Origin of the sequence: Microvirga ossetica, from assembly GCF_002741015.1 — a bacterium.
GTDB lineage: Bacteria > Pseudomonadota > Alphaproteobacteria > Rhizobiales > Beijerinckiaceae > Microvirga > Microvirga ossetica.
The window spans coordinates 3353478-3365875 of the sequence record NZ_CP016616.1; the positions used below are offsets into that span (position 1 = coordinate 3353478).

Sequence of the window (12398 nt, forward strand, 5' to 3'; positions counted from 1 at the left end):
AGGCTCAGCCCGGCAAACAAGCTGCTCACTCCGAACCGCTGACCGTGGCCTCGCTATGGGTGCAGGCGCGGGTGGTTCCAGTCAAGAAGGAACGCGAGCATGCGTCCATCACTCTACTCGTCCGGGATCAGCACTTGAGTGGTTGGTGGGAACCGAAAGCATATCACTCGCTTGAGGACGACAATTCGCAACTCCTCGTCTGTGGGCTTCCGTCTCCAAAGGCCCAGCAGCTCTGGTCAGTATAAAATGGTAAAAACAGATAAAATGGTAAAAAACAGGGCCCCGGATTCTTCTCAATCCTACTGAACTCATCTATGCAGAGAAACCATTTTTGTGATCCTCCTTTCTGAGGATCATGATCAATCATTGATGCACGCGGTCGCACCGAGATAACCCCCCAACCTTTAGTTTGCTTTCAAACGAACTTTCGTGTCTTCTTGGGCAAAAGCAGGAAAGGAGCATGCATCTCCTTTTCAGGGGCGGGACAATCTCGAAGTGCACTGGTCGACACCTCGACCTCACGCCAAGGCAGCAAACGGGGCAGTTGCTGGATGGATGGGCATTTCTTGAGACTAGGCGAAGACCAACAGGCTAGGCAACTGAACGGCGGTGTGGGCCTTCTGACATTGCCCACGAAACTGGTTCCGCCGGACTGCTATGGACTTGTTTTTCGCCGTCGGCTTTTCGCGCAAATTCAGCAAGCCCAGCCGCGGAGCCTGATTTGGGTCACCGCCCCCCCCGGCGCGGGAAAGTCCTCCCTGGCAGCAACCTGGCTGCACTCCGACGATGCACCGGCATCCCGCGAGCATGCTGTCTGGTACCGCCTGGATGACACTGATGCTGATCCGGTCTCGTTCTTCCAGCACTTGAAGCGGGCCCTGGGTCAGGTGCCCGATGCCCCCGTTGACCTGCTGGAAGATCCCGAGCCTGGCGCCTTGTTCAACCCAGAGGAACTGGCCACCCGATGGTTCGAGACGCTGCTCGGCACCGAGGTACGAGCCCCCTATGCCTTTGTGTTTGATGATGTTCATCGTCTGCCGTCTGACACTGCCACTTGGCTGATCCTAGGCGTTCTCGCGGGCTCACTTCGGGCCAGCGATCGCGCGCTTTGCCTATCCCGGCAGGATCCGCCCGAGGCCATCGTGTCTGCCCTGCCGCGCTCCCGGCTTCTGCGGATCACAGATCTCACGGTCGATCCAGAGGAGTTTGAGGATTTTGCCCGCGGCAGCATGGCTTTTCGCGGGTTGTCCCGCGAAGCCTTCGTGGCGCGGTTGCGCCAAGCGGGGCATTGGATTTCCGACTTGAGCGCTGCGTCCTTCGATCATTCCTCGCTCCGGCCAGGGCTGGCGGGTTTTCCGTCGCAATTCTCCCACCTTCTCGGGGCCTATGGGGCGGAGGGACACGAGGCCCTGCTCGCAACGGCATTTTTGCAGGTGGGAGATGACGCGGAGTGGCAGATCCTCGGGGGTGCAAAAGCTGTTGCGATCCTGACGGAGTTAGCCGCTGGGGGGAGGGCGGTGACGCGCCTCGCGAACGGGGCCTTGCGCAAGCACGACCTGCTTCACGAGTGGCTCAGGACCGCCGCAACGGGGCTACCCTCTGGCGCTCTGCAACAGGCCCGGTTGCGGGCCGGGCAGGTCCTGGCCGCGCGCGCGGAGCTGATTTCCGCCGTGCGGTTGATGCTGGAGGCGCATGCCCCGCACGAGGCTCGGCGCCTGGTGCTTGAGCACGCCTCCCGTCTTAACGCAGCCGGCCACAGTCGCGAGTTGCTGGAACTCCTGGGCCTGCTACCCGAGACCATGCGCCAGGAGCCGATCCTTGGGCTCTGGCACGCCTATGGCCGCTTGCCGCTCCGGCCTCCAGCTGCCCGTGAAGCCTTCCGTCAGCTCTGGCGCAGCCTCGACCCCGAGGCCGAGCCGTTTGTGTATGGCGCGGCAGTGTTCGGGGAGGTCAGGGCGGCGATCGAGGATTGGTCAATCGACCGACGCTTGCTTGATCTTGTTGAGGAAACCGCGCCCGTGTGCAGTCGCCTCGGCGCGTTGCCCGAGGGCAGCCGGCAGATGATTCTTCTGGCGCGCGGGCTTGCGCTCCTGATGGGCGACCCCACGCACCCAGCGGGGCCGGAGGCGGAGAGCGAATTGCAGGCCTTGGTGCCAACTCTGCCGCCGGACTTGCAATTTTCCGTCGAGAGCATTCTGGCCCATTACTGTCTCTGGTGGCGAGGCGATCTGGTGGCAGCCCGTGGGCATGTGACGGCGGTCGAGCCCCTGCTCGACCGCTCCGATGTTCCTCCCGTGACAAAGCTCCTCTGGTATTACGCTGCCGTGGGGCTGGCTTTCTGGGACGGGGATGATGACGCCCTGCGGCGGTTGGGAGAGGAGGCGCGGGCTTTTGGCGGCAAATGGGGTCTCACAGCCCGCATGGCGATCCTGCCGTGGATCGAGGCTCAGGCCTTTGCCGCGCACGGCGATCATGCCGCCGCAGTTGCCGCGCTCCACAGCTATGAGCAGTTCCGGCGAGGCTGGCGCTGCACCGACCATCTGTCCAGCCTGCACCACCTGCGGGCGGCGGTAGCGCTCAGCGCCGGCGATACGGACACGGCGGTGTCAGAGGCCTCCCAGGCCTGTGCCCGTGCCCGAGAGATCGGCAACGTGCAGAATCTCGGGACCCAGTACGCCCTCTTGGTGATGGCACGGGCCGCCCGGGGCGAGCCGGACGTCCCTACCCTGGCAGCCCTGCGCACCCTGGCTGAGCAAGCCCGCAGCAGTGCGTTCCACCTGCAGGCCGATCTCGCCGAGGTGGCTTTGGCCCATGCGGACGGCCGGGTGGAAGATTTTGTCCAGGGGTGGGAGCTCCTGGGGCAGGCCGCCGGCCGGCTGGGCCTGCGCCGATGGAGCGGCATGAATCGTGCCTTTCTCAGCATGCTCGCTAACGCTGCGCTGCACCGGGGGAGCGAGGCGCGGGTGACGCGAGCGCTGGTTGGGCTCTGGCGCCTGACTCCACCCGCCGACGATCACATCCATGAGGACTGGCCTTACCCGATCCAGATCCGCTGCCTGGGTGGCTTTGCCATCGACCGCGATGGGGACCCCGTCCGGGCAAGTGCTGGTAAGGCGCAGCGCAAGCCGCTCGAGCTGTTGTGGCTGCTGGTCGCGGCCGACGGCCGCGGGCTGGCCCAGGACTTCGTGGCGGATCAGCTGTGGCCGGACCTCGACGGCGATCGCGCCATGCACACCCTGCGCACCACGTTGTATCGCCTGCGCAAGCTCGTTGGCGCCGACGCGGTGGTGCAGGAGAATGACCATATCCAGTTGAACTTGGCCACTGTGGGCACCGATCTGGCCGCGCTCCGTGCCGCCGTGGCGCGCCTGCGCCACCCGCGCCTGGCCCCCGCCGCGCGGTTGGCGGCCTTTGACCAGGCCCTGCGGCTGTACCGAGGGCCGCTCCTGCCCGGCATTGATTTGGACTACGTGGCGGAGGAGCGCCGGCGTCTCGCCGAGACCATCTTCAACAAAGCCCTGGCCTTTCTGATGACGCTGGACCCGGCTGACCCGGCCACCGTGCTGCGGGTGCATCGCTTGCGGGCCCTGGCGCCGACGGCCAGCCTCCCCGAGGCCCTGGCGCGTCTGTGGCCGGGGATTGCCTGAGGGACGGGTATCGTTTCGGAGATGGCAGCGCCACCGGGAGGTTTGTTTTAGGCAGAAACGGTGCCCGTCCTCGGACAGGACGTTCTGAGGCTAAGAGGGAGCAACAGAACCGAGGACCCCAGCGCTGTTCGCCGGCGTGCGGATAGTGAAAGATCCAATGACCAAATGTTGCGCCCGGACGGTGGATTATGATCCTGGTGCATCCGCTTGCCACGAGACGCCTTCAAGACTTGAGAGGATCAGGGCGGGTGAAAGATGGCTTTGCTCCTGCGGGTGCCAAATCGTTAGCGCAGGCGCCGCAGCAGGTCCTCGGGCAAGCTGCCCTGGAGGGCTCTGGTTTGCACCGCCAAGATCGTGGCCACGCTCGGGGCATCGCAGATTGTGTCGTTCAGGCATTCGGCGACAGCCTCGTGGAACGACACACGGCGAACCGATAAATCCTCCTGAGGATCAGGGTGTGCCGCACCTTGCTCCAGATCCCACGCAACGAAGCACGGTGCCATTTCATCTGTGATGCCAGGGGAAACCATGAGGCGCAGCACTTCCAGCCATTGCCCTCCGCGAGCGCCGGTTTCCTCCTGGAGTTCGCGTTGAGCGGTCTCAAGCGGCTCGGTTGCTTTCGGCCCTGAGCCTCGGGGCAGTTCCCAGGTGTAGCGCTGGGAAACATAGCGATACTGACCAATGAGATATGTGCTGCCGTCATCAAAGATGGGAAGCACTGCAATACCATAAATGCGAAATCGAAGCGCCGTGTAGGGATGAACCCGGCCCGAGCGATGCCGGACTTCGTCCTGGTCCACATCAACATAGCGGCTCTCATAGAACCGCTGCGAGGACAGAGTCTCCCACGGATTGCTCTGGTTAGGCATGGTGCACCGTTCGACGAGAGGGATTAGGTTTCGGTGAGCACAGGTTGTTTAGACCTAACGCTCATCGCGGCCAACCTGACCACGCATCGTGTAGGTCACGTGCAACACGTAACCATCAACGGTCCCAATCACGTTGAACCGCATCACGGTCGCTTAGGCCTCCAAACATTGACCCGGGATGTCGCTGCTGGCCAGGTCCGCGGAGATTTTGCAGCTGGCGATCTCTCGCAGGATGGACTGACGGACTCGCTCCTTGAACGCAGACCAGGACCCGAGGTCCGTTCCGCATCCAGCGCAGGACAGGTCTGCCGCATCATGGATCTCGTCTGGGACCCTAATGGCGGGGCTGCCGCACGCAGTGCAAGCAAAGGACGAGGTGGCACGAGAGCCGTCACCCATCACTGTGTCCTCCTTGGTGTGGCTGCGCAACGCCCGAATCTTTGGCGGAGCCGAACCGGTTCGTCAAATGCCACGGGCGTTCAGAGCCATCCTGTCTGCACAGCCAAACGCCTGGAGAGGGGCAAGGGCACCCGAAGACCCTGAAGCGAGAATTGTCCATGCATGCGGCAAGAGGATTGCGCAGGACAATTCCGTCAGGTTCGGTTCGGGCGCGGGCCGCTGAACGCCGTTGATTGGATGCACACGCGGGACCAGGGCGGCTCGTGATGGCCGTTCCTGTTCGCCTGTCCCAGGCATGGGCCGATTGAGCAGCTTATCACCCATCAAATGGTAATCGCGCAAGGAACCAAATGGTAATCGGGCAAGGAACCAGCCGAGGGGCCTGAACCAAGGCTCTTGACATTTCCAAGTTAACGTTATATCGTTATTAAGCGGAATGAAGAGGGTGTCATGGCACGACTATCACAGGCGCGAGGGCGCAATCCGAGCTTCCCGGGTAACCGCCTCGTATCCGAGACCGAACCGGCGACGGTGGCATCACTGGGCATGCAGGGCCGGCTGGTCCGAGGTGATACGGAGCGCGAGCACGCGCTCGCCCATCTACTTCACCGGTATCAATATCCCCGCGAGGAATGGGACCGGGTGATCCGACAGACGCTCGATCTTCTCGGCCGACACCAACGTGCGAGTGCTGGAGCAAACGTAAAGAACGCTCCAGCCCAGGATGCACACCCGGGAGATGATCGAACAGCAGCAAGCCTGAAAAGGATCCGTGTCGCGATCGCGCCGAACGCTCGGCTGGAGACTTTCTGATCATCCTCGCTGGGGCGACAGGCGAGAGAGGCGCCGGCGCTGCGCCAATTCGGATGGCGCAAGCGGACCCCCGGCCCGCTGCTCGAATCTGCCCACTGGCGCCCATCCGTTTCCATGCTCACCATTGGAGGCTTACCCATGTCTTGCCATCGTCACGTCAACTGGTCTGGTGCGATGCGAGACTTGCGTCGCGAGAGAGTGCCCCGCCCAGCTGTGAATGCCCTGGTGGCCCAATCTCTCGCATTCGCCAAGGCCTGCGATGCGCTCAGAGCTGCGCAGGAGCGTCCTCTCAGCCGCGATGGAGGCTACGACCGATCCGCCATCATGGCGCTTGCGGTCGCTCTGGCCCGCAAGGAGCGCGCCAAGAAGCCTCGTGCCGCGTGGGGAACTCTGATGAGCATGGCGCTGAAATTCGCGTGGTCGCAGGCAAAGGTCCGCCGCGGGATCGGCGCGCACTGACCTCACACTCCCTAGGATCAGGCAAGCGCAGGGTGGGACATCCCTGAACAGGGGGCTGGTTTCATCCATCATAAGGATCATGGCCGATGGCGAGAGCACGACGGGGGCGGAGCCCTCAGCGGCATAATGCGTCGCAAGATGTATCAAACACAAAGCCTGCGGCGACTGTCGCCTCGTTGGGGGTGCGAGTTCGGTTGGTGCGGGTGGATCCAGATCGTGAGCGCGATGTGGCCGACCTTATCGCAGCCTGCGAGCGCTTGCGGACTGAGTGGGATCGGCTGCTCACGCGGGTGATGGATCGGCTGCGCGAAGAGGCATGCGACGGTTGTGGTGACCGTTGCCCCGATCCTCCAACCTGCGACTGAGGTGCTCTATGCCATTCGTCGAAGTCAAGGATGTGGGCACAACAGTGCGCCGGAAGCTGACACCGCACCGGCGGCTTAAGGTCTGGGAGAAGACCGGAGGCGTCTGCGTGCTGTGTGACGGCAGGATCGATGGAGTGCGTGAGCGCTGGATTGCCGAGCACATCAGGGCGCTGGAATTGGGCGGTGCAGATGACTTCGACAATTTAGGCCCAGCTCATGACACCTGCGCCGCTGACAAGACCCGGGAGGATCATCGCCGTACCGCGCAGGCCAAGCGGCAGAAGATCCGGCACATTGGCGCAGAGGCTCCCAAACGGCCGCTGCCCTATGGCCGGGCGAGTCGGTGGAAGCGGAACTTATCCGGGAAGGTTGTCCCGCGCGAGTAGGACGGAGAGGGGCTCAACGCTGCGGGTGGGGAACCGCTTGATGGAATGGGAGATGATGTTGGTGTCGAGAAGATAGCAGATCACAGGTCGATGGCGCGACCTGAGATGGTCTCACGAGTGAGGTCGAGATCCATCCCGACGAGAGGGGAAGCTCGCAAGGCCGCCAAGACGCCGCCCCGCGCCGGCGGTTCGTCGATGAGGCTGCGACGGAGTTCAGTTCGAAGACGCGCCGCCTCGCTGTCCTCGCGCACCAGACGTTTGGCCAGAGCGCGAATAACATCCCGGTCTGAACTTGCTTGTATCTCCCATGCTTGGGGTCTCTGACCCTCTCCGGTTCAGCGACTAAGCCGCGTCAAGCGCCCGGGCAACTGCCTCGGGGTCCGTCTCAATAACTTTAAGGTAGGCGAGAGCAACCGTATCCGGCATGAACCGGCCCTGCTCCCAGTCCTTCAGACGAGCGAGGTTAATCTGAAAACGTTCTGCAAATTTGGCCTGGCTGAGACCAGTGCGCTGACGAGCCCGGCGGACAGCACGCGCTGCGACGGCGCGCGCCAGTTCCTCCTCGGAGGCGGGGGGGTTGTCTCGGTCTTCGAGGGCATTACGCTCGATCTCCTCCTGCGTCATCGCATCAAGGCGGGCGCGTTCTGCTGCGTTAACGCGAGGCGGGTTAGACCGGAGATTCTCAAAGGTCTTGCGAGTGATAGCCATAGCTCCTGCCCTCCTTGGCATTGGAACGACGAGCTGAGATGAGGCGGCAGACGGAGCCGCGCAGGGTGTAGACGACCGTGTAGAGCTTGTCCTCGATGAACCCGATGGCCTTGCGGCGTTCCTCGCCGTCGACTGCACGGGTGGTGTCGAGATCGAGCCGATTACCGTCCAAGAATACAGCTGCCGCATAGTCAAAGCGGACACTGTGTTTGGCTTCATTGGCTGAAGCCTTGGCATCGTCCCATTCGAATTCGGCTGGCGCGTCCACAAAGGCAATTATGCGGGTATCCCGTACAGGATGTCAACGGGCATCCCGTATAAGGAAGCTATGCCTCGGCAAGTTCTGTGCGAGCTCGTTGCAACGCCGCAAACGCTTCGAGCGGCTACACCCGGCCGCCACTCCCTGTCTGGGTGAAGCTGCATCGCGGTCTCAAACCCTTCGATCCAGAGCTCCCAGAGCGTTTCATCGACCGTGGATCCTTCCTAGGCGGCTGATGAGCAGTTCGGAGTTGAAACAGTCAATGAGACGTGGCCGAGAATGCGAAACTGGTCTCGGCGATGCTCGGTTTCAGGGACCCTTGTCGGCGCAGGTGACATGGGCCGCTGGATACGCCGAAACATGCTGGTCCTCCGACAGGAGGGTAAGGCCTTCAGCGATCGCCTGGGCGATCAGCAGGTGATCGAATGGGTCCCGGTGGTGCATCGGGAGACGGACGAGGTCCTCAAGATGCTCGGGGCGGATCTCAAGCGTTTCGAAGCCTTGAGCATTGATGGCAGAAACGATGTCACGGATGTCGGCCTCCAGCTTTCCAACGCGCACCTTCACCACGATCTCCCACAATGAGGCGATGCTAACCAAGATGTCGTTCGCAGGGTCGGCGATGAGGTCCTGGGCCTGGCGCTCGATCCGCGGATCACCCTCAAGCCACCAGAGAAGAGTGTGAGTATCGAGAAGGATCCTCAACCGCCGTTACCCTCCATCGCGGACAGGATGTCGTCGGGAAGCAGGTCGAAGTCCTCCGCCATGCGGATCCTGCCTTTCAACATGCCTGGGCTCCGACGGGGACGCTCCGCACCAGAGGGCGGCCGAATCTCGGCGATGACCTCGTTGCGCGACATGACAAGGAACGAGGTTCCCTGGCGGGCCTGCCGGAGCAACCCGCTGAGGTTTGCCCGCAACTCGCGAACGCCGACGCGAACCTGCTTGTCCTTCTGAGGTCGAACCATGGCAACCCCCTTTGTGTACTCTTAAGTGTACACATCTGTTGTGCATGAGCAAGCCTGCCCATGCGGATCCTCATCTCTGCACTCAGCTTGCCCAGAGGATCGTCTTGGCGGCACAGCACATTGTCCGTTCGTGTCGGTTTTGCTGGCGGTCATAGGGTTCACCAACCTCCGCGCCCTCAACCTATCTCCTTGAGCATCTTCCGGGACTGCCGCAGCAGATCATTCACGGCCAAAACTTTTGCCGTTTTCTGCTTTCAATCCTCGTGGGTAAGGGTAGGGAAACGGTAAGGGTAGGGAAACTGAGAGGCACCATATGACTGCAAGACCCCTGACAGACGCCGAATACGACCGCGTGTCGTCTGTTCTCAGTCAGTTCCGCCATGAGCACGCGATGAACTTGGAAGCGCTTGATGGCTTCTTTGCTGCCCTCATCTGCGGCCCCGACCATGTTCACCCAAGCGAGTACCTGCCCGAGATTTGGGGAGGCGAGATGGCTGACGCGGAGGCCTTCTCGAGCCAACAGGAACTCAAGGATTTCCTGGATCTCCTCATGCGTCATTGGAACGTCGTTACCGATACCTTGCAATCCGGTGATGTGTTTTTGCCGTTGTTGCTCGAGGACGATCACGGCATTGCCCACGCGAACGACTGGGCACAAGGGTTTATGCGCGGCATGGATCTGCGAAGAGAGGACTGGGCCGAACTCTTGGATGACGAAGACCATGGGGGCTGGCTCATACCGATCTTGGCACTGGCGCATGAGCACGACCCCGATCCGACCATGCGACCTTATCAGGAGCCCGTGGATGCGGATCGGCGCGAGCAACTCATCGCGGGTGCCGCGGCCGGGGTCACGGCGATCTATCGTTACTTTGCGCCACTCCGACAGATGCGCCCAGACCTCAGGGGTGGACACTCCACCTACCGCCGCCCCGTCCCCAAAATCGGGCGCAATGATCCGTGTCCTTGCGGGTCCGGGAAGAAATACAAGCGGTGCTGCGGCAAACCTACACTGCACTGATGAGGAGCGTCATGTTCTGCCGATCTGCACCGATTGAACTGGCATTAGGTAGCAAAAACCACCGAGCGCGCGGTGTCACTTCGGTCGCTGAAGCTCCGCCTCGGCCCAGGCGGCAAATTCCTCGAGTTGAGTCAAAAAATGGTCGGCCTCGGCCTTCGTCTTCAAGCGCGCGCCATACTGGACTTCATTTTTCTCCCCCAGGATACGGCGAAGCCTGGTCTCCTGCGCCGAGGGAAAACGGTTGCCGAGCGCATCCCTGAGCGCCTTCACTGCCGCGGCATGGTCCTGCTGGTTGGTGCGCCCCGAGTAACGCGCAGTCAACGCGTCAGTGAAGGCGATCGCGGCGTTGACGATCTGCGACATCACCGGGTTTCCCGGATCGCCGACTTCCGCAACCGTCGCCTCCGTCCGGGCGGCCTTCAAGTAGGCTCGCGCCAAGCGCAGCCGCCCCTCGCCGAAAGACGCGGTGATTGGCTTCGAAGCGCCCTTCCGCGTCATACCTCAGCCATTCCACGCGCGCGGGCCGCCAGTTCTTCAGGATGCATGCCCGACAGGACGATGGCATCGGCGACGATGTTGGTCCACCAGGGATCGCGTTCGCGGGAAAGCCGGTCGACGTCGCTGAGATCGACGCCAACCACGGAGGGGGTGAAGCCGATCGTCTCCCCGGGAACTCTGAGCGCGTCACGCACGGTGTCCATGACCCTCTCGAGCTCGGACGGTTGGGTGATCACGGCAACGTCGAGGTCGCTGTCCGGCCGATCCTCGCCGCGCGCGACGCTGCCGTAAATCCAGACGGCCAGCACGCCCGGCCCGCTTTCCGATGCCGCGGACCGAACGACCTCGCGGATCGCCGAGAAGCGCGCCTCTTCGGCCTCAAACAACGCACCCAACGGGGCATGCAGGGGGTGATCGGTCCGGATGCGGTACAGCACGGCGCGGCCCGTCCCCGCCGATTCGACGATGCGCATCTCCTTGAGAGTCGTGAGAGCTACCCAGACGCTTGTCCTTCCAAGGCCGGTGCGCGCGACGAGGGATGGCGCGGACAGTTGGCCGCCGTGCCGGGACAGCTCGCGAAGCAGACGGACGTTCGCCTCGGTTCCGAGGATCGATGTCAACGGATATCGCTGGATGCTTTGGGTAGCCGAGTGAGCCATGGGACCTCCGCAAGTTTCTGCCGCTTGCCCAATGTAGGGTTAGTTTCGTTCTGATTTCAAGCAGTATGTTCTAAAAAGAGGTCATATGTTCCGATTTCAGAACATACAGACGGCCCGTTCCCTCCCTTCGAACATGCCAAGTGCTTAGCTGCCTCATGACTCCTGGCCATTATAGTGGCCACGGTCTGCCAGCACGGTGAGCGCCGCTGCGCTATCTCGGTTTTGGCCTGGTTCGCCATGCGAGGGAAAACTATTTAGATCAGTCAATTGGCGAGTGTTTGGTGGTCTTTGCTACGTGAATGCCGGATTGAACCAGGATCGATATGTTGGAGTCGGAACACTCGCTGTTTGAGCGTGAGCCGCACGATCTCTGGTTGAAACGCCCTCGGCTGGATGACCTGAGCGCCGCTTCGCGGTCTATATGAGAGGCTCTGGCCGCTACGTGGGCGAGAGGGATTTGCCGTAGGCGTCGAGCAGAGCTGCAACCTCGTGCAGCATCGCCGTCAGTGGCCTTGTCGAGTTAATGTCGAACGTCAGGTCAGGGCGCTCGAAGAGCGCTAGGCAGATTTCGTTCGAGTCGTGCCGGGACTTGTACGCGATCCCATCGGGGCGGTCCGGATGGTCCCAAAGGGCATCTGACCACAAACCGCAGGGTCCGTACGGGCCGGTGGAGATCGCGTTGTCAGTGCCGACTGCTGACAGACCGGAACCATAGAGCGTCACGACGCGGACCTCACGGTGGCAGGTCAGCTCGGATGCAGCGCGTTCCGTGATGTCCGAGGTGGCGACCATCAGGCGCTGCGGGTTGCGCAGCAGCGTTTCCGCTGCCGCACCGGCCCGGCTCAGGCCGACATACAGTACGCCGAACCAGCTGCGCGCGCTGTCAAACCGATAGGTCGGCGGAATACCAGGGCCGGGGCCAAAAAACACCGGTGCGAGCGAGGTCCGGTGGATCCGGTGCAGCATCGTGCCGGCCGGCAGGCGATCGACCGGCAAGCTCTTGCGGCCAAGCCAAGTGGGTGGCGGTGGCGCGACCCCTGCTGGACCCCGAGCCCCGCGATGAGCGGAGAGGTCACGCGAAGCCGTCGCCCTGGGCTCCCTGGATTAGGCGCAGCACCGGGTCGCGCTCGCCGGCGCGCAGCGCCTCCAGCGGCGTGCGGCCCGCCAGGACCGTGTCCGGGGCGAAGCGGACCCCGTCCGGCAAGATCGATAGGGGTGGGGAGCGGTGGATTGTCGAGCATATTCGGGCTCTCGACCGCGGTGGGGCGGATTACTTCGATAATTTGGGCCCGGCGCATGAGGCGTGCGCCATGGACAAGACGCGGGAGGATCACCGGCGCGCTGCGC

The 12398-nt window shown here is 62.6% G+C and carries 14 protein-coding genes; 5 read left to right on the forward strand and 9 right to left on the reverse strand.

Annotated features, from left to right (window positions below; genetic code table 11):
• The first annotated feature begins 566 nt into the window (after nt 1–566).
• Nucleotides 567–3647, forward strand: a complete 3081-nt coding sequence (locus BB934_RS15935) for a hypothetical protein (RefSeq protein ID WP_157934192.1) — start codon at nt 567–569, stop codon at nt 3645–3647.
• Between the two features lie 284 nt (nt 3648–3931).
• Here BB934_RS15935 and BB934_RS15940 read toward each other — a convergent pair whose 3' ends face one another.
• Nucleotides 3932–4516 carry an NUDIX domain-containing protein gene (locus BB934_RS15940; protein ID WP_099510513.1) on the reverse strand — a complete coding sequence of 195 codons (585 nt, stop codon included), beginning with the start codon at nt 4514–4516 and terminating at the stop codon, nt 3932–3934.
• An 849-nt stretch (nt 4517–5365) separates the two neighbouring features.
• Here BB934_RS15940 and BB934_RS47120 point away from each other — a divergent pair.
• The 3 genes from BB934_RS47120 to BB934_RS15955 all read left to right on the forward strand — a co-directional run bounded on the left by BB934_RS47120 (nt 5366) and on the right by BB934_RS15955 (nt 6938).
• Complete coding sequence (locus tag BB934_RS47120) at nt 5366–5728, forward strand: hypothetical protein (protein ID WP_157934193.1); 363 nt, start codon at nt 5366–5368, stop codon at nt 5726–5728.
• A 225-nt stretch (nt 5729–5953) separates the two neighbouring features.
• Nucleotides 5954–6187, forward strand: coding sequence for a hypothetical protein (locus BB934_RS15950; RefSeq protein ID WP_157934194.1), 234 nt, complete (start codon nt 5954–5956; stop codon nt 6185–6187).
• Nucleotides 6188–6560: 373 nt separating this feature from the next.
• Nucleotides 6561–6938 carry an HNH endonuclease gene (locus BB934_RS15955; RefSeq protein WP_099510516.1) on the forward strand — a complete coding sequence of 126 codons (378 nt, stop codon included), beginning with the start codon at nt 6561–6563 and terminating at the stop codon, nt 6936–6938.
• Nucleotides 6939–7018: 80 nt separating this feature from the next.
• Here BB934_RS15955 and BB934_RS15960 read toward each other — a convergent pair whose 3' ends face one another.
• The 5 genes from BB934_RS15960 to BB934_RS15980 all read right to left on the reverse strand — a co-directional run bounded on the left by BB934_RS15960 (nt 7019) and on the right by BB934_RS15980 (nt 8873).
• Nucleotides 7019–7189: a hypothetical protein gene (locus BB934_RS15960; protein ID WP_237049986.1), complete on the reverse strand. Its 171-nt coding sequence runs from the start codon at nt 7187–7189 to the stop codon at nt 7019–7021.
• Between the two features lie 91 nt (nt 7190–7280).
• A complete protein-coding gene (locus BB934_RS15965; protein ID WP_237049987.1) occupies nt 7281–7646 on the reverse strand; it encodes a helix-turn-helix domain-containing protein in 366 nt (121 codons plus the stop codon).
• Nucleotides 7621–7914, reverse strand: coding sequence for a BrnT family toxin (locus BB934_RS15970; RefSeq protein WP_099510519.1), 294 nt, complete (start codon nt 7912–7914; stop codon nt 7621–7623). Before BB934_RS15970 ends, BB934_RS15965 begins: the two co-directional genes overlap by 26 nt.
• Before the next feature lie 300 nt (nt 7915–8214).
• A complete protein-coding gene (locus tag BB934_RS15975; RefSeq protein ID WP_099510520.1) occupies nt 8215–8610 on the reverse strand; it encodes a type II toxin-antitoxin system VapC family toxin in 396 nt (131 codons plus the stop codon).
• A complete protein-coding gene (locus BB934_RS15980; RefSeq protein ID WP_099510521.1) occupies nt 8607–8873 on the reverse strand; it encodes a type II toxin-antitoxin system Phd/YefM family antitoxin in 267 nt (88 codons plus the stop codon). The genes BB934_RS15975 and BB934_RS15980 overlap by 4 nt, the downstream gene beginning before the upstream one ends.
• 313 nt (nt 8874–9186) lie before the next feature.
• Between BB934_RS15980 and BB934_RS15985 the strand changes: the two genes are divergently transcribed.
• Nucleotides 9187–9894, forward strand: coding sequence for a YecA/YgfB family protein (locus BB934_RS15985; protein ID WP_099510522.1), 708 nt, complete (start codon nt 9187–9189; stop codon nt 9892–9894).
• Nucleotides 9895–9969: 75 nt separating this feature from the next.
• On the opposite strand, the gene BB934_RS15990 is transcribed toward BB934_RS15985, so the two are convergent.
• From BB934_RS15990 to BB934_RS16000, 3 genes are all read right to left on the reverse strand, one after another.
• Nucleotides 9970–10392: a hypothetical protein gene (locus tag BB934_RS15990; protein WP_173909459.1), complete on the reverse strand. Its 423-nt coding sequence runs from the start codon at nt 10390–10392 to the stop codon at nt 9970–9972.
• Nucleotides 10389–11051, reverse strand: coding sequence for a nucleotidyltransferase domain-containing protein (locus BB934_RS15995; protein ID WP_099510523.1), 663 nt, complete (start codon nt 11049–11051; stop codon nt 10389–10391). The genes BB934_RS15990 and BB934_RS15995 overlap by 4 nt, the downstream gene beginning before the upstream one ends.
• A 438-nt stretch (nt 11052–11489) precedes the next feature.
• Entirely contained in the window at nt 11490–12047 is a 558-nt protein-coding gene (locus BB934_RS16000) for an RES family NAD+ phosphorylase (protein ID WP_099510524.1), read from the reverse strand.
• Nucleotides 12048–12398 lie beyond the last annotated feature (351 nt).

What these genes read in the sequence shown, in the direction of transcription:
- BB934_RS15995 (WP_099510523.1), bottom strand. Translation starts at nt 11,051, where the DNA reads ATGGCTCACTCGGCTACCCAAAGCATCCAGCGATATCCGTTGACATCG.
- BB934_RS15990 (WP_173909459.1), bottom strand. Translation starts at nt 10,392, where the DNA reads ATGACGCGGAAGGGCGCTTCGAAGCCAATCACCGCGTCTTTCGGCGAG.
- BB934_RS15955 (WP_099510516.1), top strand. Translation starts at nt 6,561, where the DNA reads ATGCCATTCGTCGAAGTCAAGGATGTGGGCACAACAGTGCGCCGGAAG.
- BB934_RS15985 (WP_099510522.1), top strand. Translation starts at nt 9,187, where the DNA reads ATGACTGCAAGACCCCTGACAGACGCCGAATACGACCGCGTGTCGTCT.
- BB934_RS47120 (WP_157934193.1), top strand. Translation starts at nt 5,366, where the DNA reads ATGGCACGACTATCACAGGCGCGAGGGCGCAATCCGAGCTTCCCGGGT.
- BB934_RS15940 (WP_099510513.1), bottom strand. Translation starts at nt 4,516, where the DNA reads ATGCCTAACCAGAGCAATCCGTGGGAGACTCTGTCCTCGCAGCGGTTC.
- BB934_RS15980 (WP_099510521.1), bottom strand. Translation starts at nt 8,873, where the DNA reads ATGGTTCGACCTCAGAAGGACAAGCAGGTTCGCGTCGGCGTTCGCGAG.
- BB934_RS15965 (WP_237049987.1), bottom strand. Translation starts at nt 7,646, where the DNA reads ATGGCTATCACTCGCAAGACCTTTGAGAATCTCCGGTCTAACCCGCCT.